The following is a 25,416-nucleotide window of genomic DNA, read 5'->3' as shown; positions in this document are numbered from 1 at the left end:
ATCAACAGCGTCATACTCTTTCCATTGTTAGCACTCCAGCCAAGCAGCACTTCCATTTATTTATGGCAATATCCCCTTGTTATCGCAGTCAACTTCCAACATTCTTGCTGCAAATTTCCATGCAATGGAATCTTGTTCAACCGACAAAATATTGATGGTAAAAAATTTAGCTTTCATGCTAGTACAGTCTTTTGCATCTTTATGAACGGATACTAAAGCAAGCGGGTGATCGAAGGAAACCGAAGTAAATAAATTTACAGTGATGCCTATTAGGACTTTCCCATCAATCCAGCTCACTATGATGACTTGAGTTGGGAATTAACCACAACGATTACTCAACTCACGCCCATTATTTTTTTCACCTCCTACGCTTTTATTATGAGTTTATTATATTAAACTTAATAATTTTAAAAATTCTTCAATTTCACATTATGAAATTTAAAGAAAAAGTTTTTAGAATTTTTAAATTGAAAATCTACTAATTCGGGAGATTACTCGTGAATTTAGACACTTTGCTCACGAATTGGTTTCCTCTACTCTAATTTGAGCGAATTTTTGATTAAATAGGAAGGTTCTCTCGTAATTTGAGCGGTTTACTCGTGAGTTTGAGCGGTTTAATAGCCAATTTCGGAGGTTTACTCTCCATTTTACTCGCGGTTTTTTAGGAGGCTTATAATTTCCGTTATTTTGCTGTCTCTTTCATTACCTCCTTTTCATATTTCAGTGGTACACTATCCATGATTTGATTTGTAGTAGTTGTGTGTGTTTTAGAATCTATGAAAGTGGTGAGGGAAGTTTCGATTTTGCGTTCTGTTAGAAAGATTTATCAAATTTTTGTGGATGGTCCTTTAAAAAAAGGGACGGTTTTGAATAACCGTTATGAGGTAATGGCTGTAATCGGAAAAGGAAGCTACGGTATTGTTTATCTTTGCAATGATTGGAAAACGAATGAAAATATCGTGATTAAGCAGCTCCGGAATAGTAAACGCCGCAGCAAAAAAGAGCTGCAGCAGTTTGAAAATGAAATGTCCATTTTACGATTGTTAAACCATAAAAACATCCCAAAATTCCACGAAAAGTTCTCGCATGATGGACATGTTTATTTTGTGATGGATTTCATTGAAACTGATAATTTGGAAGAACACATTTTCAACAAGCATATAACGTTCACTGAAATGGAGTCCCTACATTTTCTTAATGAGCTTGTCCGGTTAGTTTCTTACCTGCATGATCATGACATCTTCCATCAAGATTTACGGATACCCAATATTTTACTTCAAAACACTCAGCCGATTTTAATAGACTTTGGTTTGTCTAAACGTATCGTTTCGGCAGATTCTCCAGATGAACTTGTTTTGGAAATGAAACGGCAGGATTTTTATGACTTGGGCGAAATACTCCTATTTGTTCTTTATACAACATATTCGCCCACTGACAAAAAAGCTCTTCCTTGGACAGAAGAGCTTTCGTTAGAAAAAGAAACGGTGCATATCCTGAAAAGGTTATTGAGCATCCAAGCCCCTTATTCTGATATCCGTGAAATCTCAATGGATCTGCAAACTGCAATAACGAAATTGAATTAGCTGCTGCTGCCCCGACCCTTTCTCTTGTAGCGGTCACTTCCGCTCATCGGGGATCTTTTATACCCCCGGCTGCTGCTACTGCCGCCGCGGCGATGATGACCATGTCTTCGCTCACTGCTGCCCTGGGAAAGCTGTTTGATTTTTTTCATGATTTTCTTCAGCATTTCTTTCACCTCCATTTATTTTGGTTTTAAAGCTTGTTATTCATATAGCCTAACATAGTCACAGTATAAACCTTATTATTATGTACTATAAGTTTCGTTCATTTTTTATAAGTGCTGAAAAAAACCCTGACGATTTACAGCGCCAGGGTTTTTCTCCGTTCATCTATTATTTTACAGCTTCTTTTAATTCTTTACCTGCTTTAAAAGCGGGTACTTTGCTTGCAGCAATTTGGATTTCTTCACCTGTTTGCGGGTTTCTTCCTGTACGAGCTGCACGATCGCGCACTTCAAAAGTACCAAAACCAACTAATTGGATTTTTTCTTCTTTAGCAAGTGTAGACGTGATTGTTTCAAACAATGCATCCACCACTTTTTTTGCTTCTTCTTTTGTCAATTCAGCTTGTGTTGCCACACTGCTCACTAATTCTGTTTTATTCATAGTAACACCTCATCCTTTTATATTCTTTAAAGTATGTAGAGAAAACAACATAACATATCTTATATGCCTCTGTCACTTAATATGGCTAAATAAAAGGCAGTTTAACCCTAGACGAATGTATTGTTGTCCATTTCCTGTAGAATAAAAGGATTTAATCAGGAGGATGACAGATTTTCGTCCTTACATTTTTCAACTTCCCAGTGTCTCAAGCTGCAGCCATTGATAAATGGGTTCCATATCAATATTTTCTTCCAAATGGGAGGCTAGAAGATTATAGGCTTCCTCTCGTAACTCCGAATCGCTTTGCACGGTTTCCCTCACTTCATCCAGCCCTTTGCTGCGGCGAATTTGGTTAACCAGTAGTCTAGTGAATAAGCGATTATGGAAAATCCCATGAAGATATGTGCCGAAGACCTTGTTGTCAGTGGCTATGGCCCCATCCTGTCTTCCATCCTTCAGTTGTAGAAAAGGCCTTACTTGTGACTCCAATGTCGTCTTGCCTAAATGGATTTCGAATCCGCTCAGGTTCATTTCACCTGCCAATATTCCAGAAGAAAGGACACCTTCCATTTGTACCGTTTTCTTTTCTGCTTGGAATACAGTTTCCGCGGGAAGCAATGAAAGACCTTCTGCATTTTCCCCATTGCCTTCGACCCCGTCAGGATCGAAAAGCTTAGTTCCAAGCATTTGAAAGCCTCCGCATATACCAAAGATCATTGTTCCTTGTTCACGCAGCTCCTTTATGGCACGATCCAACCCCACCTGTTTCAACCAATTTAAATCTTCGATCGTGTTTTTTGTACCAGGCAAAATAAGAAGGTCGGGATTACCTAGTTCATAAACACTTGCGACTAGTCTGACACCTACTCCCGGTTCATCGAAAAAAGGATCCACATCAGTGAAATTGGAGATGTGCGGAAATTTCAAGACTGCCACGTCAATGGGGAATTCTCCGCTTTTAGATTTTTTAAATCGTAAGGAAGATAGTGCGAGCGAGTCCTCCGCCTCTATGTTTACGTCCAAATAAGGAAGGACCCCGAGAACGGGGATGCCGGTTTCCTTTTCCACCCATTCGATGCCGTCGTCCAGTAGTTCACGCATGCCCCGAAATTTATTGATGATGATTCCCTTTACACAATCGCGTTCATCATCATCCAATAATGCCAGTGTCCCGATGATGGACGCAAATACTCCACCACGGTCGATATCGGCCACTAAAATGACAGCGGCATCCGCAAGCTTGGCCATCCGCATATTTGCAATATCCCGGTCCTTAAGGTTAATTTCGGCTGGGCTACCTGCACCTTCGAGCACGATGATGTCGTATTCCTGCTGCAGTTTTTCCACTGACTTACGGACGATGGGCATCGCCTTTTCGACAAATTGATTGCGATAGCTTAAGGCTTTCATATCCTGAAAATGCTTTCCGTGCACGATGACCTCCGACACCATATCCTGCTTCGGTTTCAGTAAGATCGGATTCATATCGGTCGTTGCCACAATCCTTGCCGCTTCAGCTTGCACTCCTTGGGCCCGTCCTATTTCACCACCATCCAAGGTTACATAGGAATTCAAAGCCATGTTTTGCGATTTAAATGGGACGACACGGTATCCTTTATTGGAAAAAACCCGGCATAATGCCGTACAAATCAAGCTCTTCCCTACATCGGATGCCGTCCCCTGTATCATGATCGATCGTGCCTTCATTCCAATCCCCCTATAACTCCAAGTCTATGACTGCGCCTATGTATGCTTACCATTTCCTTAAGCGCAGTTCAGTGCATATCTATCTGTTATGGCCACAAGCATATACCGAACCAATAAAAATGGCTTCAATAATCTTAAGCAAGTGACAAGACATACCCGTCGGGAACTTATAATTATCTCTTTAAGAGCTTTGCAAGCTAATCAAAATGGTTAGCTGTTCCATTTCCAGTATATATCAGAATAATTCCTTGCGCATCACTCATTCACCTGCAATCATAACGAAGTCTTCTTTGTGGGTATTTTGGGAGGCAGAACGATGGGGTATGGCGACGTTAGACAACTTCCAATGTAGGGAAACATGATTCAACTCTGGCAGTCAACCTGACAGGAAAGCATGATTATCGCAAACACATGCATCAGCTGCGTTTTGGTAGGGCAACATTACTCTGCTGAAGAAGGTCTATAACCCTAATGAACCGACCATCGTGGGGCAACTATAATAAAAACAAAGCCCCTAGCTTGTTGGGAAATTTCAACAAGTTTGGGGCTGGGATCGATATTTCATTCTTTTTTTTACTCAGTTACCTCTTTTTCCGTCTCACTATCCTTTTTATTTCGATCTGTGGACGTTATCCCGCTAGCGTTATACGCATCAGAAACTTGTTCATGGGTCGTGGCAAGACCGGATGATAACGTGTCATCACGTTTGTAATCACTGACATCATACACTCTTCCAGCAATATTTAAAGCTTCCTCTTTTGATTTTTTGTTATCCATTATTTTCACTCCCAATTTTTAACTTGTCCCATCATTACTTGACGGATATTCATAAAGACAAGGCTATTTTATGCAAAAAATAAAGCATTATTCAATTATCAAAAAAGCATAAGAAAATATGACAATTATCTCCCGCTTTAAACCGAATAGTTACAGGCAAATCAAAAAAACACCCTGATCACTCAGGATGTTTACCAGAATTAAGATGTTCGTTCTTTCACTTCGATATCTTCTCCCGCCCGAAATCGCGGATATCCTATCAAGATGGCTATGACTCCACAAATCCCTATTAGTATCGGGTAATATGAATATGGCAGGATGCTTATTGGCGAAATTTTTGCCACTCCCGCTGCAACGAGCAATTGTGCGCCATAGGGAATTAATCCTTGGATACAACAAGCAAAAACGTCGAGCAGGCTCGCCGATTTACGAGGGTCGATTCCATACCTTCCTGCAATGGTTTTCGCTAATGGGCCGGCAATGATGATCGAAATCGTGTTATTTGCCGTAGATAGGTTTGTTAAACCAACAAGTCCGGCAATACTGAATTCAGCACCTTTTTTTGATTTGCTTTTTTGAGTGACAACATGGAGCAGGTAATCAATGCCGCCATTATGTTGGATGACAGCTACCATACCTGCAATTAAAATCGCCAGGAACGATATTTCATACATGCCAGCCATTCCATCTCCCATCTTTTGAATGACTTCCAATATTTTATAGCTGCCATCCGCTAAACCGATGATACCGGCAAATACGATGCCGACGGAAAGAACAAGAAACACGTTGACACCTGCCAATGCAGTGATCAATACACAAAGGTATGGAAGGATTTTCACCCAATTATAGGAATGTTGAGTAATGGCTGCTTCTTCACCTACCGTTAATATTCCTAGAATGACACATGTGATGATAGCCGCAGGCAAGACGATGAAAAAATTCACTTTAAATTTGTCCTTCATTTGCGTTCCCTGTGTCCGTACTGCCGCAATCGTCGTATCAGAAATGAACGATAAGTTATCTCCAAACATGGCACCACCGATAACAGCTGCCATTGAAAGCGCAAGTGTTATATCTGTTTGCTCACTAATTCCTACCCCAATTGGAGCAAGGGCTACAATCGTTCCCATGCTTGTTCCCATGGATAAAGAAATAAAACAGGCAATTATGAAGACCCCTACCATCAAAAGATTTTGCGGAAAGACGGCTAAAGCAAGGTTGACCGTTGCTTCAACGGCCCCCATGCCATTCGCCACTTCTGAAAAAGCGCCGGCCAAAAGGAAAATGATAACCATTAACATGATATTGGAGTCGCCGGCTCCTTTACAAAAAATTTCGACCTTTTGATTGAATGACTCTTTACGATTCATGGCCAATGCAGCTGCTGATGCAATGGATATTGCCACTATTACTGGAAATGAATAAAAATCTTTTGTAATGATTCCTGATCCTATAAATAAAATCAAAAAAACGACAAACGGGATCAATGCCCACGGATTTCCTTTGTTGTTTGTATTCATGATGAACTCCTTTTATTTGTTTATTAGTGTTGTATCAAACCCAATGAAAAAACAAAGACCTCTTCCAGTAAAACAAGAAGAGGTCTTTTAATTTATAAAAAACACCCTCCTTATCTTTCAGGCGAAATGAACCTGCTGGATTTGGCACAGCACTCTAGAAAAGTCTGCTGCCGAGACATCCTCGGGCCAGTCCCTCCGTCTCTCTTGATAAGAAGATTATATTGTATAATGATAGCAACGACATCGAAAGTCGCATCGAAAAGCAAATTTAAGAGTACATTATTTTTTATATTTTCGCAAGGGCTAACTTAAAAGTCTTCCACTTCGGTTCTTAAAATGTTTATAAAGAAGTTATTCAGGGCTATTTCGATTGTCCCTAAAGAATGGCCGACATTTCCAAGTTCCATTGGACTACCATTGATCCCTTAGCGCTTCAATGAATGGAATGAAACGCACAAAGTCCAAACGAAATTAGCCATAAAAAAACACCCGTACATGTTAGGTTGGTGTCTAACATGTACGGGGCGGTTCAAGCATGTATACAGTTTGAGTAAGTCTCAACCACCACTCAGCAAATTTGCTGGATAAGATTAGGCGAGTTGTTTTTTGGCGAATTCACATCAGTCGATACCTCAAATGCTTCCATCTGATCAGAATTGAAAGGCTTTAAGTATCGCTGCAAATATGCCGTATCATGAATCGAAGGATCCAACCATGCTTTTTCATCTTCAGGTTTTAGGATGACTGGCATGCGATCATGGATTCCCGTCATCAGCTCATTGGGCGCAGTCGTGATAACTGAGCATGTATGGATGCTGATGCCCTCTGGTGATTTCCAGGTTTCAAACAGACCTGCCATACCAAATGGAGTGGCATCCTTCAATTTGATTCGCATCGGTATTTTTCGTTCCGGCGTCTTCTTCCACTCATAAAAGGAATCAGCGATTATCAAGCACCGTTTCTTCTTAAACGCATTTTTGAAGCTGGTCTTTTCTGAAATGGTTTCCGCCCTGGCATTGATCATTTTATAGCCCACTTTTTCATCCTTGGCCCAGAATGGAATGAGTCCCCACCGAAGGTATCCAAGTCGGTTTCTTGTCCCGTCATTAATGACGGAAAGCACGGAATGGGAAGGCGCTATATTATAACTGAAACTGTATTCTGCATCAGATGACCATTGGATATCGAAGCGTTCCTTTATCTCTTCCATATCCGTGAAAAGGGTGAAACGTCCGCACATACTATCGCCTACCGTCCTAATGATTTACTACAGTGTAGCAAATTGTCAGCACAGGAACAAATCAGCGTTCTAAAATCCTAATGTCTGTGAATGGTTGATTAAATAATTCACTGGTAATTAAAAGCGTTCCCAGCACTTCCCTTTCATCTTCAGCTACGATGATTTCTGACAGAATCATTGTACTGCCATTCCTGACCGTTACATGATATTCATTCAAAAAGATCCCCCCTTATATTCCTGGATGGTAGATAATATAAACCATAAACATCCTTGTAGCATCATGTATCATTAATAGCGAGGTCTTCGCTTCCTCCCCTCTAACCAAAAAGACTGCCGTGAATCGTTCACGCCCAGTCTCGATCTTACTTATATACAGAAAAAGAGATGATATTGAAATAGAAAGAAATGCTTCAACCCATGATTTCAACAATCATTGGTTCTTTTTGTAAAGTGAAGCAACACCTCATTAACTAAATGTGCCGCCAATGTAACGGTTTTATTGTTTTCGTCCAAACTTGGATTCACTTCCGAGATATCAAAGGAAAGAATCTTATCATTTGAAACGACATGCCTAAGCAGGCTACGTACCAATTTCGGATCGAGCCCGAACGGCGATGGCGCACTTACGCCAGGTGCATAAGCTGAATCGATGACGTCGGTGCATAAGGTGAGAATTATGAAATCATTTTCCTTAATGAATTCGTTGATCTCATGCTTAGTATCATCCAATACTTTCAAGGACAACTCTTCTTCCAATATGTAGTCGACCTTATTTGTTTCGGCCGTTTCAAATAGGGCCTTAGTATTGCCCTGCTTTTGAATTCCCACACATAAATATCTACTATTTTGATCATTGTCCAAGATTTGTTTGAACATCGTGCCTGATGAGCTTTCTTTTTCATAAGGACGCATATCAAAGTGGGCATCAATATTGATCATTCCCAATTTAGCCTTTGGTCCAAGGAATTTCCTAGCCCCAAGATAATGGCCATAAAAGGTTTCATGTCCGCCGCCTAAAATGATGGGAGTCACTTCACTCTCCAAAACCTTGGCAACAGCTGTGCCCAATTGGTCTTGGGCGGTCTCCATTTCCTCGACTTCACATACGACATCGCCAACATCCACCAGCTTCGTTTCCCGTGTTAAATGACAGGGCAGCTTTGCCAATGACTGCCTGATAAAATCCGGGGCTTCTGCAGCACCGATCCTTCCTTTGTTCCTTTTGACTCCTTCATCACATTTGAAGCCAATCATTCCAAAAGCGTTTAATCCTTTGGCAGGGATGGTTAAATCCGTTATTGGCGTCACTATCACTCTTTGGTGGTATCTGAAGCTCTCCAAGTCCGTTTCGGAATCCACTCTGCCGTTCCAATATGTCAAAGTCGGTTTACTATACATGGTTTCTCCTTTAATTACAAAATTCAGAAATATCTTTTTTTACATTATAATGGAGATGATATATAATTGCTAATATCAAAATTCAATATATCTATAGTTTAAAACTATAAAAGGAGACTAGTATGGATCTTCGCCAACTTCGTTATTTCATTACCATTGTCGAGGAGAGGAGCTACTCTAAAGCAGCTAAGATTTTGCATATATCTCAGCCTTCCTTAAGCAATGCGATCATGAAATTGGAGAGAGAAATTGATTTACAACTTTTGGAACGTAACACAAGGGGAATCGAGCTTACGGAGGCAGGTGCCATTTTTTATTCAAGATCTCAGGATTTGCTGAGAAGATTCAATAATATGCAAGTGGAGCTTGAGGAAATGAAGCAGGCTGGAAGCGGAACAATATCTATCGGTTTGATTGAATCGTTCAAAATTTGGTTTCCGAAAATCATCAGGACGTTTAAACTCGATCATCCTAAAATCCATTTAAAGGTCCGGGAGATCTTGGGCGAAGAACATGTTATCGATTCGCTAAATCAATATCAAGTTCATTTCACGATCACGAATCAGCCGATAAACGATGACAAAATCACATCCACTCCCCTTTATAATGAAAAATTCAAGCTATTGGTCCATAAAGATGACGACTTGAATGAAAAAGAAGTCATCACTTTCCTAGACCTTCCAAATAAAGAATTGATCATCAGTACAGCTGGATTTCAAACAAGAGATGATATAATGGAGGCATTCAAAAATGAAAAGGTTACCCCAAACATCTTTTACGAAGTTGAAAGATTGGAAACAGCTTGCAGTTTGGTGGACGAAGGCTTGGGCGTGACGATACTACCGGAAAGCTATATTAAATCCGTTGCATATGCGAATACTGCGACACTTGAAATAAATTCAAAGTTTTTGCAAAGAACGGTTTATATAGCTTACTTGAAGGATCGATATTTGCCGCCTTCTGTATATAAGTTGGTTAATGAGATCGAGAGCTTTTTCAAGAGCAAGGAATAAAGGTATCTTCACCCATTCCGAAAAAACATACCCCCTTTTCACTAAGGCGGTATGTTCGTTTATGTAAATAAACTTTACTTATTGAGTTTGTGAACCTAGTTTCATGGAAATCTCTTTGGCAGCTTTCGTTACTTTATCTATTAATTCAGGCAGACGATCCTCCTGAAATCTCGCTTCAATCCCAGCGACGCTAATGGCAGCGACAATTTGATTTTTTCCGTTAAGGATCGGTGCACTGACCGATTTTGTATAATTCTCCAATTCTGATGAAGTTATCGTGTAGCCGTTCAACCTCGCTTCATCCAAAGAATGTTGGAGTGTTTTTTTATCGGTGATCGTTCCCATCGCTATTGGATTAAGGTCGGTGCTGTCGATATACGCTTCACGTTCTTCTTCAGGCATATACGCGAGAATGATCCGAGAATCGCCGGCATACAGTGGTGAACGCCTGCCAATGGAGGTATAAAGCCGAACGGGTTGCAACGTATCCACCTTTTCAATATACATAGCTTCGTCCTTATCCCGCACAATTAAATTCACGGCCTCTTCAACGTCATCCCGAAGGTCCTTCATGATGGGATAGGCAATTGATCTGATATCCAAACGCTCCCCCACCAGCTGACCAAACTGCAAGAATATTAGGCCTAGTGAATAATAGCCGAATTCATCCCGCGTTAAAAACCCCATTTCCTCCAATGAGCCCACCATCCGATGCAATGAGGTTTTAGGCAGGTTGGCGTATTCCATCATTTCATTAAAGGTAAGTTTCGGATGATTGATGAAAAGGGTAAGGATCTGCATCGATTTGACGACGGTTTTGTTATGTGCTTGCATTCATTGTCTCCTTTCAAGGTTCATCTCTCATTCTATTATAAACGAAAAAACGATCTGAAACAGGAAAAGAAGGCACCCAATCCGGGAACCTCCTGCTGGAACTAATTGAGAAGCCAATTATTCAAGGCCAATGTAATCGAAGCCTTCCATTCTTTCATTTGTCGTTCTTTATGAAGATACAGGCGCTCTGCCTCCCTTAAGGTCACCCGGGAAAATTGAATCGACTCCCCTGGTTTAACTTGAGCGATCATTGGTAAATCTGCGGTAATCACCTGAGCTATTTTAGGATATCCTCCCGTCGTTTGCCTGTCCGCAAGGAGAATGATCGGATTTCCATCTGGCGGAACCTGAATCGAGCCATTAGTGACCGCCTCGGAAAGCAACTCCTTATTATTTTCCAGCTCAAGCGCCGGACCTGATAGTCTATACCCCATGCGGTCAGATTGATTGGAAACTTTATATGAATCCTTTTCAAAACGATCTTTACTATCATTCGTGAAATGCTCGTACTGGCTTCCAATAATGAAACGAATGACTGGATTTCGTGCTCCCATGAACTCTTTTTCATTGACAAACCACATCGGAAAGGAAAAAGAGCCCTTCAACTTCTGCCCATCGATAATTTTTCGAGGTTCACATGCCAGCACATCGCCAGCCTTTAAAGCTCTTCCCATATAGCCGCCAATTCCAGCCCGTAAATAAGTGCTCTTACTATCCATCACTTCTGGAATACCATATCCCCCGGCAACGGATAAATAAGCCCGGCAGCCTGATTTACACCCTTCGAAACGCAGAATCGATCCTTCCCTAACATAAATGGGCTTCCACATCGGAGCGGCATGATTGTCGATTGTAGGAGTTAAATTCGCACCCGTTATCGATAGTAGACAATCTTTCTCCATTTTAATCGTTGGGCCCATCAGGGTAATTTCCAAGGCCGCTTCTCCTTGGTCATTGCCTACCAACATATTGGCCATTCGTAATGAATAACCATCCATCGCTCCCCCTACGATCACCCCATGTTGCTGAAATCCTTTTCTGCCTAAATCTTGAATGCTAGTCAATAATCCTGGCTTGATTATGCGAAGACTCATCTGATCCCCCCTTGGTTTCTTTATATTCCTGTTCAGAGATTGGTTGGAATTTCACCATGTCTCCCGCTTGTAATAAGCTTGGGGGATTTACATTCGGTAAAAATAGTTTAGCGGGCGTTTGTCCGATCAATTGCCATCCACCTGGTGTTGATATCGGATATACCCCTGTTTGCTTACCGGCAATCCCGACTGCCCCTGCTGGTATCGTCATTCTCGGCGAAGCTCGCCTTGGTGTCGCGATGTTTTCCGAAAGTCCGCCCAGAAACGGAAAGCCAGGAGCGAATCCAATCATGTATGCCAAATATTCACCCGTAGAATGGATATGAATGACTTCATCAGTGGTCAAATCATGATAACGAGCTACATATTCCAAATCCGGACCAAATTCTCCTCCATAACAAACGGGAATGGAAACCGTTCGATGTGACAGCTTTTTATCTTCTATTGAATCCCTCTGTTTCCCCTCTAAGAGCGACCGTACCACCTCATAGGGAGAAAAAGATTCATTGCTTGACTTATGAGTGTTATAGATTACGAGCGGATCATAAAAAACCGTCAAATTCGTAAAAGCCGGTACGCATTCCACAAACCCGGCAAAAGGGTCTTCTTCCAACAAATCCATGAACAATTTTATCTTTTTGTGAACGCTATAATCGATTCCATTCCCAAATGTGATTACGATGGCGGAATCGCCCAAGGGAGACATGTTACAAGCAGTTTCATTCAATAGATTTTTCGGCATAAACTCATCTCTTTCTGACCATTATAATACAGCTAATTTTTCATCACGGATGTCCGTTACAAACATATGTCCAGGTGCATGTGTGATCATGATCTCCGGCTTGGTTTCCATGGCGATGGCTTGAGGCGTTACGCCGCATGCCCAAAAGACTGGCACTTCCCCCGGATGCACCGTTACGGGATCACCAAAGTCCGGATGCTGGATGTTGGACACCCCGATTGCTTCAGGGTCACCAATATGGATCGGTCCGCCATGAACGGCAGGAAAACGCGAGGTCACTTGAGCAGCCCTCACCACATCCTCTTGTGGAATCGGTCTCATGCTAGCCACCATTTTGCCATGGAAAATTCCTGCCTCGATACAAGGAATATTGGTTTTATACATCGGTACATTACAGCTCTCTTCAATATGGCGAATCGGAATATCGTTATTTAAAAGAGCGTGTTCGAATGTAAAGCTGCACCCAATTAGAAAACCAACCATATCATCTTCCCAGTATTTTGCTATGTCCGTTACCTCATCCACCAATTCCCCGTATTTGTATACCCTGTATTTAGGAATATCTGTACGTATATCCCCATTGGGAGCGGCAAATGCGGGAATGGGTGAACCAATTTCCGTTACGTCCAGCAATGGACATGATTTTGGGTTGCGCTGACAGAATAATAAGAAGTCAAAAGCATGTTCTTTTTTTAAAATGGCTACGTTTGCTTGTGCATACCCGGTAGCCATACCTGCGGTCGGTTTTACCAATTCATCATTCCGAATCATTGAACGCAACTCAGCAGGGGTCACTTGAGACAGATCGATCATATCTGAACATCTCCTATTCAAGACTGGCAGGTTTGAAACAACCTTCCTGCTTATAATATTTGTCTTCATTTCTATTAAAATAGTGCAGGCAATTGTTTGATTATTGTATATCCTCCCATTAACGCCATGACGATTACGACAAAAACTCCGGATATCGTTAACCATAGTGGATGTTTATAATCGCCGACAATATTTCGCTTATATGCGGCAATCAATAGTGTCCCAAGCGCGATTGGCAAAATCAATCCATTTATGGCGCCTACTATAAGCAGTACTTTAACCGGCTGGCCAATTAACAAGAAGCAAACTGTCGAGACGATAATAAAACCAATGATTATCCAGTTCGCCTTTTTATTGATCGTTTCGCTGAATGTTCTGATAAAGGAAACGGAGGTATAGGCAGCTCCAACAACGGAAGTGATTGCTGCAGCCCACATCACCACCCCAAATATGCGGTATCCTACGTCACCAGCAGCCAGTTGAAAAACGGATGCTGCCGGGTTATCCTGATTGATTTGCAATCCTTTCGATACGACACCAAGCACTGCCAGAAATAACGCGACGCGCATGACGGTTGTGATCAAGATTCCCACTATCGAGCTTTTAGTAACTTGAGGTAATGCTCCAACGCCTTTCACGCCTGCATCCAAAAGACGATGCCCCCCTGCAAATGTTATATAGCCACCGACCGATCCTCCCACTAATGTTACGATGGCGATGATATCGATTTGAACAGGCGCAAACGTCCTCACTACCGCTTCCCCTACTGGAGGAGAGGTTGTCCAGGCTACGTAAATCATCAAACAGATCATGAAGAAGCCGGCGATTTGCGTAAAGCGATCCATGGCCTTTCCTGCTTCTTTAACGACAAATATCAAGACAGCGATGACCGCACTTATTGCGGCTCCCGCAGTAGGCGATATCCCTATCATTGCATTCAGGCCAAGTCCTGCTCCTGCAATATTACCTATATTGAAGGCAAGGCCTCCCATGACGATGAGTGCGGCCAGGACATAACCAAGTCCAGGCAGGACCATGTTGGCAATCTCTTGACCGCGCTTTTCAGATACAGCAATGATGCGCCATACATTTGTTTGGGCAAAAATATCAAGAATGACCGAAATAAGAATAACGAATCCGAAACTTGCCGCAAGACTTTGGGTATATACGGTCGTTTGCATTAAAAAACCTGGTCCTATTGCCGATGTTGCCATTAAGAAGGCAGCACCTAGCAATAAAGTGCGGTTTGTTTTCGGCTTTGCGGGTATCTTTTCCTGAGCTGAAGTAAGTTTGTTTGGCTCCAATGGACTGACCTCCTATGTACTATGATTAAGAGAATGACTTGACTGTTATTTCAGATAATTCCAAAGACTTTTTCACATGCTGGGCAAAGGTCAACGCATGTGCGCCGTCCCCATGAATGCAAATGGTATCTGCCCTTAAAGCGACATCGGACCCTTGTTGGGACAAGACCTTCCCTTCCTTTACCATCCGGATCACCTGTGCAGCAGCATCCTCATCATTTTCCAATAATGCATGTTTCTCCATTCGGGAAGTTAATGAACCATCTTGTTGATAGGTACGGTCGGCAAACACTTCACTGGCCGTTCGCAAGCCGACTGCTTCACCAGCGCGAATCAATTCACTGCCTGACAACCCAAAAAGAATGAGCTCAGGATTCACTTTGTATATCGCCTCGGCAATATACAAGGATAACGCTTCGTTTCGGGCGGCCATATTGTACAAAGCACCATGCGGTTTCACATGCTGCATGCTTTTGCCCTCGGCCTGCAAGAAGCCATTTAATGCGCCAATTTGATAGACGACCATATCATAAGCCTCCTGTGGGGCAATATTCATATTGCGTCTGCCAAAACCCATCAAATCCGGTAAACCTGGATGCGCCCCTATTCTCACATCTTTTTCCAAGGCAAGCTTTACCGTTTTTCGCATGACGCTCGGATCGCCAGCGTGAAATCCACAAGCCACATTGACCGATGTGACATAATTTAAAATCTCCTTGTCATTTCCCATACGATAGGCGCCAAAACTCTCGCCTAAATCACAATTCAAATCAACGGCATTCATTGATCCTCCTCCTTCATAAACAAAAAAATCAAATTATCATTTCCTTAACAGTATGTAGCGGAATACCGAAATTCGGAATTTTAGTTTCAAATTTCGGAATATTTTTATTCTATCACGCATTATTTTTTTAGACAACAGTTGGGAGATAACCTGATTAACGTTTATTGCATGTCTACCAATCAGAGCAATATAAATACAATAAAAAGCCGTTGATTCTCTTGAAATGGAATCAACGGCTAGCATTGCTATAAACTTAATGGAATCTATTTAGCGAAAATGGGGAAATATCATTCTCAGTCTTTCCTGAGAGGATAAGGTCACTTAAACTTTCACCAATTACACTGCTGAACTTAAATCCATGACCAGAAAAACCAGCTGCAATGACAACATGGGGATGATGAGGATGCAGATCGACGATAAAGTCCTCATCCGGCGTCATCGTATAGATACAGTTTTTTCCGTATTTCAATGTTTGACCGGTAGGCATGAATTGGTTCAAGAAACGCACCAAATCTCCTGCATCCTCCTCGAGTTCACCAAACCGGGCCATCGCTTCATCGATATTTATAGCGTTTCCCCCGTCATGCCTCCCAAGTTTCAAACCAGTACCACTTATACTTGGAAAGCCATAGAACATACCTGCAGGCGTATCGAACGTGAATGCAGGAAAGGTATTGTGACCATATAATTTCTCATCTGCATCAAACCATGCGAAGGTTTTCCGGATAGGGGTCAGGGGAGCATGCAACCCTAACATACCCAATAGCTTCGGTGACCAAGCTCCTGCTGCAACGACCAATGCTTCGGCATGAAAGCTTTGGTCATCGGTTATAACTGTGACCCCTTCACTCTGGACAGTTAGGTTCCTTACCGGGCTGTTCACTTTGATGACAGCGCCGTGTGATTCAGCAAGTTGCTGATACGCCCGAATGCACTCTTCACTTTTTAAAACACCTGAAGCCGGTTCAAAACAACCAATATAATCTTCAGGCAGGGAGATGCCTGACCATCTTTCATGAACCTGATTTGCACCGAGGACTTCCAAGGGCAATCCAAATTTATTCGAACTCGCGATCACTTGCTTAATAAAAGGCGATTGCTGACTGCCAGCATTCAAAACGCCAGTCCGAAGAAATAATTGTCTTTCGGTAAGTTGTTCTAAGTCATTCCATAGTTCTTGGGCTTTAAGGACTAAAGATACATACTCTTCCCCTTCCCCATAAGCATGTCTAATGATCCTTGTTTCTCCATGATGACTGCCTTTATTATGAGGCGGGACGAAAGAATCCAATAATACTACCTTCTTCCCAGCCTTGGAAAGGTAATAACCTGCCGACATACCCATCGATCCAGCTCCAATTACAATTACATCATAATGCATCTTACATCCCTCCTCCTTTAAATATGATCCTTCATTTTAAAAAAAGGAAGCCATTTTACCTTATTAAATAAAGTAAAACTGCTTCCACATGGTTTTAGAACTCTATTTCCCCGATCGACATTTCAACGAGCTTCACTATTTCACCTTCATGAATTTGCCTATAAATCGCTTCAATGTCAGGATGGAAAAAGCGATCTTCTTCAACCTTCGGGACTTCGGTCCGAACTAAATGATATACCCCCTCCGTAACCGGCGACGGTTTCAAGGGCAGATGAAAATCCATTGCTTGGGTTGCCGTCATCAGTTCTATGGCTAAAATATATTCAAGTTTCTTCGAAATCCGATAGGCTTTCTTCGAAGCGAAATAGGCAAAACTTATCACGTCTTCTTGGTTTGCGCATGTAGGGATATTATCTATTGTGGCTGGGTGCGAGAGCACCCTGATTTCATTTAATAGCCCGGCAGCTGTATATTGTGGAATCATGTAGCCACTATTTAAACCTGGATTAACTACTAAGAAATTAGGTAATTCACTAAGGTGATGGTTTACAAGCCGATCTATTCTGCGTTCTGTTATTTTTGCTAAGTTTGCTAACGCTATGGATATCGTATCCGCGTATATCCCAACAAACGACCCATCAAAATTCCCAGCCATTAATGCAATTCCATCTTCCTCTTCCGGAAAAATCAGAGGATTGTCACTTACAGAGTTCATTTCATTTTCGATTGAAACAGCAGCGTCTTTCAATACTCTTTTTATGGCTCCATGGACTTGTGGAATGCATCGTAAGCTAAGTGCATCTTGTAATCTATGTTCCTTGTAAGTATCAATGATTTGGCTGCCTTCAAGAATCCTTGTTACATTTCTGGCTGTTTTAGCCTGTTCCTCATGTTTTTTCAATGCATGTGGACGGGGATCAAATGCTTTTATTGTACCTTTTAGCACTTCTAATGACATAGCTCCCGTAATGTCCGCGGTTTTTGCTGCTTGCATGCTATTGTATAAAGCCAGGACAGCCATCGCAGTGACGGAAGCAGTTCCGCTTATAAGAGCAAGTCCTTCCTTACACCCAAGCGTAACGGGCTTCAATCCAGATTGTGCTAACGCATCCTTTCCCGGAAGAAGCTCATCATTGTACCACGCCCGTCCCTCCCCGATCACCAATAAGGACATGTGGGCTTCAGGAGACAGATACCCCACTGACCCCTCACCTGGAACATAGGGAAGTATATCGTGATTTAACAGTGAAGCGATAAGCTTTAAAACTTGTAAACGGACCCCTGAATAACCCTGGCCTAAATTCACGAGTATCATCAATTGAATGGCTCTTACGACTTCTTTTTCAAGAGTTTCCCCTACTGAAACAGCATGTGAACGAACAATATTCCGTTGAAGGGTTTCTGCGTCTTGTGGAGAAATCACTTCTGTCATATTACTGCCAAAACCTGTAGTTACACCGTAAATCAATCTATTATCTTCTAAAAATTTTTCTATTAAGCTTCGTGATTTATCCACCCTTTCACAATATGCCTCGGTGAAAGTAACTTTTGCACCATATCTTGCAACCGCTATTATCTCTTCGATTGAGACTGCACCATCACCTAGTGCAACCTCTTTAATATCTTTAGGGTGTAAAAAATCGGTCGTTATCATCCTTACACATCTCCTCACCTATGACTCATCAAGAAGGAGAAAAAAAGTTTTGGTCCTTCTCATTTATTAAGTGGAAATTAATCTTATGTTATTTTCTTATTTTCTGTAAAGGGAATATCGGTTCCCTTCGAAAAGTTTCCCGCTTCTAGCAAAGGGTCACTTGCTTCATGCAAAGAAAGATTCTTCGTTTCAGGTGCCCAGGCTATCGATACGATCAAGCCAATCAGCAGAATTGCTGCCATTCCTGCCATTGAAGCACTTAATCCAAATGAACTTAAAGAAACAGGCAGCAGAAATGTACCAATCGCAGAACCAATTCGACTAATTGCCGTAACCATACCTATTCCAGATCCACGGATCTCAGTTGGAAAAAGCTCTGCTGGGTATACTAATGTAAGGTTTGATGCTGCTGACATGAAAAAAGTAAAGATCAAGAAGGCTATCAACATTAAGAATTGAGAACCATTGTGTAAGAAGCTGAGTGAAAACAATGAAACGGTAAGGATCGTGAAAGCCCCGATGGTAAATCCTCTACGAGAAAATTTTGCAAGCAACCAAAGACCAAAAATTGCCCCAACAAGCAAGAATAGATTTAACATGGTATCGGCAAAAAAGTTTTGTTCAAAACCCATTGTACTTAGTATAGACGGAAGGAAAGTGTAGATTGCAAAGTACGGAATAACAAGAGTTAATTTGAATATTCCACCAAAAGCCGTACGCTTACGAAGCTTTTTACTGAAAAGTCCACGAAATCCTAGAGTCTTTTGATTTTCAGTACCAGTAATCGTTTCTCCCATTTCAACGTTTGATCCAAGGTGTTTTTTTACAATCTGGCGAGCTTCTTCGACACGCCCCATGCTGACAAGCCATCTTGGTGATTCAGGCGTTCCTATTCTTAAGATTAAAACCACAATAGCCGGAATGGCAGCACTAACAAGCATCCAACGCCATGAGTCTGAACCAACCTGCCCCAGGTAATGACCAACAAAGTTTGATGCTACATATCCAAGCGTCCATACTACGTTTATAGATGCGAGGAGCGAGGAGCGATACTTTTTTGGTGAAAACTCGGCGAGTAGAGTCGTACCGACGGCATAATCTCCTCCAAGTCCAAAACCAATTAGTAACCGTAAAATGAAAAGTTCTTCTGGACCACTAACAAAAAATTGTAAAATAGTAGCTATCGTGATAAGTAAAAAGTTTACGAGAAAGATTTTCTGTCTGCCTACACGATCAGAAAGTCTTCCAAGTATTAAAGATCCGGCAAACAGACCGATTAAAGCAGAACTGCCGATCAGCCCTGTCCACATTGCATTCATATTCATTTGAGGCCCGAATACTGTCAATGCCATCGCAATGATCCCAAGGGAATAGCCATCACAGAAGCTTGAACCGAATGTAAGTCCAGCAATTCGAAAATGAAACTTATTAAATGGGGCATCGTCTATAGTGAATTTTTGTTCGTTCAAAGAATCCCCTCCGTTTTTTGATTTATCAGATTTATGTATCGAAAAACCTATTACTGCAATACTTCGGCAGTGACCCTGAAATTAAATGAACAGATTTCAGTTCACACTAAATAATGACATTTTACTGACCTTACGAAAAGGAATGTACACCTGCATGCATGTTAAAACTTAATTTACAGCTAGCTTTTCATTTTATGATTAAGCTTAATACTAAAAAGAAAATCCAACAATGAATTATGAAATAATAATCTTTTTATAATTTATTTCATATTTTTCTACCTTTTTTGTCTTTTAAGCTATTAATATATAGTTTCTCTTCTTAATTTTAAGATTCAACTAACCATAAATCATTGAAATAAATGACTTCACTAAGAATTTTACAGCCTTCTATTACCTCGAATTTTTCCCTAGCTTCCTTTTCTGTGGTAAACTCAAACATTTTTATGCCATCTTTCGAATGGATAGTGATTATCCACATAAAATTCCCTCCACATGGAAGATTCATTTCCACGATTTCCCTAAAACACTTTCATTTAATTTCACTGTAAAGCAGTAAAGCGTTTAACGCTGGCAATGGGTAGGATGATAAACCACCATCCTACCATTCAGCACCATTACATTTGATAAATACTTCTAAAAGCCCATTCCATCCCCTGATTTTTTCAGCGGATGGAATGGGTAGATATTGATTGAGAATCGAGGCCGTATCTTTTTTAGTGATTTTTAAAGGCCAGTCAGGCTTTTGGAATCAGTCTTCACTCTATCATTCACGACTTGCACACCGTTTTTCCATACAGACTTAACATGGTTTACCCCGAATAAATATTGCAATTCCTGATAGTTTTCAATATCCCATAAAACGACATCTGCTTGTTTTCCGACTTCAAGCGATCCTACATTGTCTTGTCTGTTGATGGCACAAGCCGCATTATATGTTGCCGCCGTTAGGGCTTCGGCGGGGGTAAGCCTCATCGAAATACATGCCAGGTTCATGACAAGCGGCATGGAAGTCGTTGGAGAGGAACCTGGATTGCAATCGGTGGAAATGGCAACGGCCACACCTTCATCGACCATCCTTCGGCCAGGGGCCGCTTCTTCCCTTAAGTACAGCGCGGTGGCAGGAAGCAAGCAGGCAATCGTTCCTGACTTTGCCATCGCTGTAATTCCCGCTTCGGAAGCCTTCAATAAATGCTCCGCTGAAATCGCCCCTATTTTGGCAGCTAATTCAGCGCCACCATATGACTCAATTTCATCGGCATGAATTTTAGGGATCAATCCATATTTTTTTCCCGCATGTAATATCCGCTCCGATTGCTCAGGAGTAAAGACTCCCTTCTCACAAAACACATCATTGAATTCAGCCAGCTTTTCTTTTGAAATAATGGGAAGCATATCATTAATCAAATGATCGACAAATTCATCCTCACGGCCTTTATAATCGCCAGGAACCGCATGGGCTCCCATAAACGTAGGAACTAAATCGATTGGATGCTCTTCCTGCAGCTTCTTCATCACCCTCAGCTGCTTCAATTCCGTTTCCACATTCATCCCGTAGCCGCTTTTTCCCTCTACCGTTGTCACACCATGGGCGAGAAATGAATCAAGGCGACGTGTGGTTTGCTCCATCAGTTCTTGTTCACTTGCTTCACGGGTCATGCGGGTGGTGGCATGAATGCCCCCACCTGCGTTCATGATGTCCATATATGTCGCGCCTTCGAGACGCATCTCAAATTCACGTTCCCGGCTCCCGCCATATACGACATGTGTATGAGGGTCAACTAGCCCTGGAGTCACCAAATGGCCAGTGGCATCGAACACTTCAGCTTCATGGATCCTATCTGCATAGCGGTCTTCCAATTCTTTGGTTGTACCGACCGCTTGAATCGAACCAGCTTCCATCCAGATGCTGCCGTCTTCAATCAAGCCCAGCTCAGACATTGCCTCCTTGGAACGAGGACCTTTTCCATTTTGTGCAAGTGTGGCGAGCTGTGCGGCATGTTTTATCCAAATCGGTTTTGTCATGACTGATCATTTCCTTTATTAAGCATCGGAATATTGATTCCTTTTTCACGGGCCGTTTCCTCTGCCAATTCATATCCTGCATCCACATGACGAACTACACCCATACCCGGGTCCGTCGTCAAGACGCGTTCAATCCTCGCTCCTGCTTCTTTCGTCCCATCAGCCACAATGACGACCCCTGCATGCATGGAGTATCCCATTCCCACTCCGCCGCCATGATGTACGGATACCCAAGTGGCTCCGCCCACTGCATTCACCATTGCATTTAAGATTGGCCAGTCAGCGACTACATCCGAACCATCCTTCATCGCTTCGGTTTCGCGATTCGGTGAAGCGACCGAGCCTGAATCCAAATGGTCACGCCCAATTACGATCGGCGCCTTCAATTCACCGCTTGCAACCATATCATTAAGGATTTTACCGAAGCGGGCGCGCTCCCCATAACCAAGCCAGCAAATGCGGGAAGGAAGACCTTGGAACTGAATTTTTTCTTGAGCCATTTTAATCCAGTTGCATAAATGTTCATTATCAGCGAATTCGCTTAAAATCGCTTGATCCGTTTTGTAAATATCTTCTGGATCACCAGATAATGCCACCCAGCGGAATGGACCTTTTCCTTCACAAAATTGTGGGCGGATATAGGCTGGAACGAAACCAGGGAAGTCAAAAGCATTCTCTACCCCTTCATCTTTGGCAACTTGACGGATGTTGTTGCCATAATCAAATGTCACCGCTCCTTTTTCCATCATTTCAAGCATCGCTCTTACATGCTTGGCCATCGAAGCTTTGGAGAGTTTAATATAGTCTTCTGGATTCGCATCCCTTAATTCTGCTGCTTCCTTCAATGACAAACCTGAAGGTGTATATCCATTTAGCGGATCATGAGCGGAAGTTTGATCCGTCAAGACGTCCGGGATAAAGTTCCGCGCAATCATTTCGGGAAGAAGATCGGCCGCATTTCCAATTAAGCCAATCGATAATGCTTTCCCTGCATGTTTAGCTTCCGTTGCTAAACGAATCGCTTCATCCAATGAATCCGTTTTCACATCGGTATAACGAGTCTCGATCCTTCTGTCGATTCTTGTCTCATCCACATCGATACCGATACAGACCCCGCCGTTCATCGTAACAGCCAGCGGCTGTGCCCCGCCCATACCACCTAGTCCTGCTGTTAGCGTAATGGTACCTTTTAACGAAGAATTGAAATGTTGTTTGGCAAGCTCGGCAAATGTCTCATAAGTACCTTGTACAATTCCTTGAGACCCGATATATATCCAACTGCCAGCAGTCATTTGCCCATACATCATCAAGCCTTTTTTGTCTAATTCATGGAATGTTTCCCAGTTCGCATAGGCAGGAACAATGTTGGAATTGGCAAGCAGGACACGTGGCGCATCTGTATGCGTTTTAAAAATGGCCACCGGTTTCCCTGATTGGACCAATAAAGTTTCATCGCCTTCAAGCTCCTTCAGCGATTTGACGATTGCGTCAAAACATTCCCAGTTACGAGCGGCTTTCCCAATCCCGCCATATACCACCAAATCCTCAGGGCGTTCGGCAACTTCGGGATCCAAATTATTCATTAGCATTCTCAGCACTGCCTCTTGCTGCCATCCTTTTGTATGCAAATCCGTTCCTCTATACCGGATAACCTTATTAGCGATCGTGTTCATTGTATTGCCTCCTTGTTTCGTTATATTTTCATTCTATAGGAAAAATTCAGATAATTTCTTATAATTTAATGATTATTTTATAAATAGTTTCACACATTTACAGTTACGTTTATATAATTACGAATAATTTTAATCATTTTATTATTTTAATCAAAAAAATACGATTCAGCAGCGACTGAATCGTTGAAATCGAATGTATTTGTAGAGGTTACACATTTGGATGTTGCATCAAGTTTTAACGTTACATAGAACCTTTAAATCCCGACCGGTACGCTGTAGGGGTACAAGCCTCAAACATTTTGAATTTGGCATTAAAGTAGGTTTGGTGGGAATAGCCGGCCAATTGTGCAATTTCCTCCAATGATAAATCCGTTTCTTTTAAAAGACGTTTTGCTTCCCTTATTCGCACATTATGCAGCGTACTGCGGAATGATAGGCCGGACTCAGCTGCGAAACGGCGGCTTAGCGTGCTTTTATTGATCCTCAGAATGTCTGCACAGGCCGATAAATTCCACTGCGCATCCCAATAGTTGGACTCAATCAGTTCCCTTGCTTTTTCGCTTAAAGTGTTTGCTCCTTCTTGAACTTGTTCATGATCTTGATGAAGCAAATGGATGATGAACGAGTGCAACGCTTTTACGATTTGATGAATGACTGGTTTATGTATAATTTGCTGGAAGACGTCATAATAAATCGTTTCTAGAGAAGCATTTTGCAGGTTATATGATTTCATATGCCTGCGGATCTGCGCAAGGACGCTTGTAAGGCGAATGCGAACGATTTCCGGGTCGGGGTATGGCCGTTGGAAAGTAAGGAATTCCCGTTCGATCCAGTCCTTGATCGCTTTCGCATCACGTCTTTCGAGCATTTCTATCCATAGTCTTTGTTCAAGAGGAGTAAGGAATGGATCCATCTCAACCGGGGACATTTGTTCACTTTCAGCTAAGATGATATCATAACCATCAAAAAAGATTTGTCTCGTCAATTCACGTGTTTGCTGATAGACCTTTTTTAAAGAATCAGCAGCCGTGGCCCCTTTGATGATGATGGCAAGAGGCTCATCCATTTTCTCTTTCCATTGAGCGAGGAATGCTTGGTATTCTTCCTTGAATACCTCGCCCCCCTTTGATTCCTGTACACATAAAATAAAATCCGATAAAGCGAATACTTGATTTTTCCCTATAAAGGAATAACGCTGCAGTTCATCATAAACGAGAGGAAGTGTTTTATTATCAGGCGTCAAAAAAGCTGCCATGGTAATACGATGATCATACCTCCGCTCTGTCAGGAAGAAATCCGGATAATCGATATCCAATGAATGCTCTTCACCCATTGTGTTCGTCGCGTGATTTCCTTGCCCATTTCTCAATTGATAACGCAGTTGTTGAATATGCTTTACCAAATCCGCTGAAGAAAAGGGGCGGAATAAAACATCTTCAGCACGAAAACTCAAGGCCCGATAAGCCGTTTGAAAGATTCGCTCAGATGAGATGCCTAACCATCGAATTCCCCTCCGTTTTAATGACACACCCAACGCTTCACTTTCATTTGTCCACATATCCATATCCAAAATGACGAATTCCGGCTGCTGGTTGCGCATCTCCCTATCAAACTCTTCTATCGTCTCCCATAGGATCAATTCAATTCCGGTAAGCTGGGACTCCACAATCCACCGAATTCCTTGAGCCTCTATCTCATCCTTTGCCACCAAATGGATTTCCAACCAATCACCTCATTTCTAAGAAGCACTGCCTTTTCTCCATTCTATTCGAAGGCGAATGCTTTGAACAAGTCATCGAGGCAAA

The 25,416-nt window shown here is 42.1% G+C and carries 23 protein-coding genes, 1 pseudogene and 1 riboswitch; of the genes and pseudogenes, 2 read left to right on the top strand and 22 right to left on the bottom strand.

Annotated features, from left to right (window positions below; all coding sequences use genetic code 11):
• Positions 1-60 precede the first annotated feature (60 nt).
• Positions 61-306: pseudogene (locus tag ASU00_RS11745) on the bottom strand (flavin reductase family protein); the annotation flags it as partial.
• Between the two features lie 497 nt (positions 307-803).
• Between ASU00_RS11745 and ASU00_RS11740 the strand changes: the two are divergent.
• Positions 804-1,583, top strand: a complete 780-nt coding sequence (locus ASU00_RS11740; RefSeq protein ID WP_236712707.1) for a protein kinase domain-containing protein — start codon at positions 804-806, stop codon at positions 1,581-1,583.
• Here ASU00_RS11740 and ASU00_RS25430 read toward each other — a convergent pair.
• The 8 genes from ASU00_RS25430 to hutG form a co-directional block, all read right to left on the bottom strand.
• A complete protein-coding gene (locus tag ASU00_RS25430; protein WP_161809729.1) occupies positions 1,580-1,747 on the bottom strand; it encodes a hypothetical protein in 168 nt (55 codons plus the stop codon). The two genes, ASU00_RS11740 and ASU00_RS25430, sit on opposite strands and share 4 nt — an antisense overlap.
• 166 nt (positions 1,748-1,913) lie before the next feature.
• Complete coding sequence (locus tag ASU00_RS11735) at positions 1,914-2,186, bottom strand: HU family DNA-binding protein (protein ID WP_057913649.1); 273 nt, start codon at positions 2,184-2,186, stop codon at positions 1,914-1,916.
• 189 nt (positions 2,187-2,375) lie between these two features.
• Complete coding sequence (locus ASU00_RS11730; RefSeq protein WP_057913648.1) at positions 2,376-3,893, bottom strand: cobyric acid synthase; 1,518 nt, start codon at positions 3,891-3,893, stop codon at positions 2,376-2,378.
• A gap of 573 nt (positions 3,894-4,466) precedes the next feature.
• Positions 4,467-4,670, bottom strand: a complete 204-nt coding sequence (locus tag ASU00_RS11725) for a YozQ family protein (RefSeq protein WP_057913647.1) — start codon at positions 4,668-4,670, stop codon at positions 4,467-4,469.
• Between the two features lie 200 nt (positions 4,671-4,870).
• On the bottom strand, positions 4,871-6,190 hold the full coding sequence (locus ASU00_RS11720; RefSeq protein ID WP_057913646.1) for a Na+/H+ antiporter NhaC family protein: 1,320 nt from the start codon (positions 6,188-6,190) through the stop codon (positions 4,871-4,873).
• 107 nt (positions 6,191-6,297) lie between these two features.
• Positions 6,298-6,404: riboswitch (SAM riboswitch) on the bottom strand.
• 354 nt (positions 6,405-6,758) lie between these two features.
• Positions 6,759-7,430, bottom strand: a complete 672-nt coding sequence (locus ASU00_RS11715; protein ID WP_057913645.1) for an SOS response-associated peptidase — start codon at positions 7,428-7,430, stop codon at positions 6,759-6,761.
• Between the two features lie 61 nt (positions 7,431-7,491).
• Positions 7,492-7,647, bottom strand: a complete 156-nt coding sequence (locus ASU00_RS25425; RefSeq protein ID WP_161809728.1) for a hypothetical protein — start codon at positions 7,645-7,647, stop codon at positions 7,492-7,494.
• A gap of 206 nt (positions 7,648-7,853) precedes the next feature.
• A complete protein-coding gene (hutG, locus tag ASU00_RS11710; protein ID WP_057913644.1) occupies positions 7,854-8,828 on the bottom strand; it encodes a formimidoylglutamase in 975 nt (324 codons plus the stop codon).
• A 122-nt stretch (positions 8,829-8,950) separates the two neighbouring features.
• Between hutG and ASU00_RS11705 the strand changes: the two genes are divergently transcribed.
• Entirely contained in the window at positions 8,951-9,841 is an 891-nt protein-coding gene (locus tag ASU00_RS11705; RefSeq protein WP_057913643.1) for a LysR family transcriptional regulator, read from the top strand.
• Positions 9,842-9,919: 78 nt separating this feature from the next.
• On the opposite strand, the gene ASU00_RS11700 is transcribed toward ASU00_RS11705, so the two are convergent.
• The 13 genes from ASU00_RS11700 to ASU00_RS11645 form a co-directional block, all read right to left on the bottom strand.
• Positions 9,920-10,675, bottom strand: coding sequence for an IclR family transcriptional regulator (locus ASU00_RS11700; protein WP_057913642.1), 756 nt, complete (start codon positions 10,673-10,675; stop codon positions 9,920-9,922).
• Between the two features lie 101 nt (positions 10,676-10,776).
• Entirely contained in the window at positions 10,777-11,769 is a 993-nt protein-coding gene (locus tag ASU00_RS11695; protein WP_057913641.1) for a 5-oxoprolinase subunit C family protein, read from the bottom strand.
• Positions 11,732-12,511: a 5-oxoprolinase subunit PxpB gene (gene pxpB / locus ASU00_RS11690; RefSeq protein ID WP_057913640.1), complete on the bottom strand. Its 780-nt coding sequence runs from the start codon at positions 12,509-12,511 to the stop codon at positions 11,732-11,734. The genes ASU00_RS11695 and pxpB overlap by 38 nt, the downstream gene beginning before the upstream one ends.
• A 21-nt stretch (positions 12,512-12,532) precedes the next feature.
• Positions 12,533-13,324 (bottom strand): putative hydro-lyase, encoded by a 792-nt coding sequence (locus tag ASU00_RS11685; protein WP_057913639.1) that lies wholly within the window; start codon positions 13,322-13,324, stop codon positions 12,533-12,535.
• 74 nt (positions 13,325-13,398) lie between these two features.
• Positions 13,399-14,538, bottom strand: a complete 1,140-nt coding sequence (locus ASU00_RS11680; RefSeq protein WP_152983744.1) for an NRAMP family divalent metal transporter — start codon at positions 14,536-14,538, stop codon at positions 13,399-13,401.
• A gap of 115 nt (positions 14,539-14,653) precedes the next feature.
• On the bottom strand, positions 14,654-15,412 hold the full coding sequence (locus tag ASU00_RS11675) for a LamB/YcsF family protein (protein ID WP_057913637.1): 759 nt from the start codon (positions 15,410-15,412) through the stop codon (positions 14,654-14,656).
• 253 nt (positions 15,413-15,665) lie between these two features.
• Complete coding sequence (gene solA / locus ASU00_RS11670) at positions 15,666-16,793, bottom strand: N-methyl-L-tryptophan oxidase (protein WP_057913636.1); 1,128 nt, start codon at positions 16,791-16,793, stop codon at positions 15,666-15,668.
• A gap of 94 nt (positions 16,794-16,887) precedes the next feature.
• Positions 16,888-18,447, bottom strand: a complete 1,560-nt coding sequence (hutH, locus tag ASU00_RS11665; RefSeq protein WP_057913635.1) for a histidine ammonia-lyase — start codon at positions 18,445-18,447, stop codon at positions 16,888-16,890.
• 83 nt (positions 18,448-18,530) lie between these two features.
• Positions 18,531-19,916, bottom strand: a complete 1,386-nt coding sequence (locus ASU00_RS11660) for an MFS transporter (protein WP_057913634.1) — start codon at positions 19,914-19,916, stop codon at positions 18,531-18,533.
• Positions 19,917-20,241: 325 nt separating this feature from the next.
• On the bottom strand, positions 20,242-20,394 hold the full coding sequence (locus tag ASU00_RS25760) for a hypothetical protein (RefSeq protein ID WP_169792910.1): 153 nt from the start codon (positions 20,392-20,394) through the stop codon (positions 20,242-20,244).
• 245 nt (positions 20,395-20,639) lie between these two features.
• The gene (gene hutI, locus ASU00_RS11655; RefSeq protein ID WP_057913633.1) at positions 20,640-21,938 is read right to left on the bottom strand and encodes an imidazolonepropionase; all 1,299 of its coding nucleotides are present in this window, start codon (positions 21,936-21,938) and stop codon (positions 20,640-20,642) included.
• A complete protein-coding gene (hutU, locus tag ASU00_RS11650; RefSeq protein ID WP_057913632.1) occupies positions 21,935-23,611 on the bottom strand; it encodes a urocanate hydratase in 1,677 nt (558 codons plus the stop codon). The genes hutI and hutU overlap by 4 nt, the downstream gene beginning before the upstream one ends.
• 241 nt (positions 23,612-23,852) lie before the next feature.
• Positions 23,853-25,334 carry a helix-turn-helix domain-containing protein gene (locus ASU00_RS11645; protein ID WP_057913631.1) on the bottom strand — a complete coding sequence of 494 codons (1,482 nt, stop codon included), beginning with the start codon at positions 25,332-25,334 and terminating at the stop codon, positions 23,853-23,855.
• Between the last annotated feature and the right edge of the window lie 82 nt (positions 25,335-25,416).

Origin of the sequence: Peribacillus muralis, from assembly GCF_001439925.1 — a bacterium.
In the GTDB taxonomy this organism is placed as follows: Bacteria; Bacillota; Bacilli; order Bacillales; family DSM-1321; genus Peribacillus; species Peribacillus muralis.
Note: the sequence above shows the minus strand (reverse complement) of the source record. Positions and strands in the feature narration are given on the sequence as shown.

What these genes read in the sequence shown, in the direction of transcription:
- ASU00_RS11685 (WP_057913639.1), bottom strand. Translation starts at nt 13,324, where the DNA reads ATGATCGATCTGTCTCAAGTGACCCCTGCTGAGTTGCGTTCAATGATT.
- ASU00_RS11725 (WP_057913647.1), bottom strand. Translation starts at nt 4,670, where the DNA reads ATGGATAACAAAAAATCAAAAGAGGAAGCTTTAAATATTGCTGGAAGA.
- ASU00_RS11730 (WP_057913648.1), bottom strand. Translation starts at nt 3,893, where the DNA reads ATGAAGGCACGATCGATCATGATACAGGGGACGGCATCCGATGTAGGG.
- ASU00_RS11675 (WP_057913637.1), bottom strand. Translation starts at nt 15,412, where the DNA reads ATGAATGCCGTTGATTTGAATTGTGATTTAGGCGAGAGTTTTGGCGCC.
- ASU00_RS11700 (WP_057913642.1), bottom strand. Translation starts at nt 10,675, where the DNA reads ATGCAAGCACATAACAAAACCGTCGTCAAATCGATGCAGATCCTTACC.
- hutU (WP_057913632.1), bottom strand. Translation starts at nt 23,611, where the DNA reads ATGAACACGATCGCTAATAAGGTTATCCGGTATAGAGGAACGGATTTG.
- ASU00_RS11720 (WP_057913646.1), bottom strand. Translation starts at nt 6,190, where the DNA reads ATGAATACAAACAACAAAGGAAATCCGTGGGCATTGATCCCGTTTGTC.
- ASU00_RS11705 (WP_057913643.1), top strand. Translation starts at nt 8,951, where the DNA reads ATGGATCTTCGCCAACTTCGTTATTTCATTACCATTGTCGAGGAGAGG.
- ASU00_RS11680 (WP_152983744.1), bottom strand. Translation starts at nt 14,538, where the DNA reads ATGGCAACATCGGCAATAGGACCAGGTTTTTTAATGCAAACGACCGTA.
- ASU00_RS11695 (WP_057913641.1), bottom strand. Translation starts at nt 11,769, where the DNA reads ATGAGTCTTCGCATAATCAAGCCAGGATTATTGACTAGCATTCAAGAT.
- pxpB (WP_057913640.1), bottom strand. Translation starts at nt 12,511, where the DNA reads ATGCCGAAAAATCTATTGAATGAAACTGCTTGTAACATGTCTCCCTTG.
- ASU00_RS25430 (WP_161809729.1), bottom strand. Translation starts at nt 1,747, where the DNA reads ATGCTGAAGAAAATCATGAAAAAAATCAAACAGCTTTCCCAGGGCAGC.
- ASU00_RS11735 (WP_057913649.1), bottom strand. Translation starts at nt 2,186, where the DNA reads ATGAATAAAACAGAATTAGTGAGCAGTGTGGCAACACAAGCTGAATTG.
- hutI (WP_057913633.1), bottom strand. Translation starts at nt 21,938, where the DNA reads ATGACAAAACCGATTTGGATAAAACATGCCGCACAGCTCGCCACACTT.
- ASU00_RS25760 (WP_169792910.1), bottom strand. Translation starts at nt 20,394, where the DNA reads ATGTGGATAATCACTATCCATTCGAAAGATGGCATAAAAATGTTTGAG.
- solA (WP_057913636.1), bottom strand. Translation starts at nt 16,793, where the DNA reads ATGCATTATGATGTAATTGTAATTGGAGCTGGATCGATGGGTATGTCG.
- hutG (WP_057913644.1), bottom strand. Translation starts at nt 8,828, where the DNA reads ATGTATAGTAAACCGACTTTGACATATTGGAACGGCAGAGTGGATTCC.
- ASU00_RS11715 (WP_057913645.1), bottom strand. Translation starts at nt 7,430, where the DNA reads ATGTGCGGACGTTTCACCCTTTTCACGGATATGGAAGAGATAAAGGAA.
- hutH (WP_057913635.1), bottom strand. Translation starts at nt 18,447, where the DNA reads ATGATAACGACCGATTTTTTACACCCTAAAGATATTAAAGAGGTTGCA.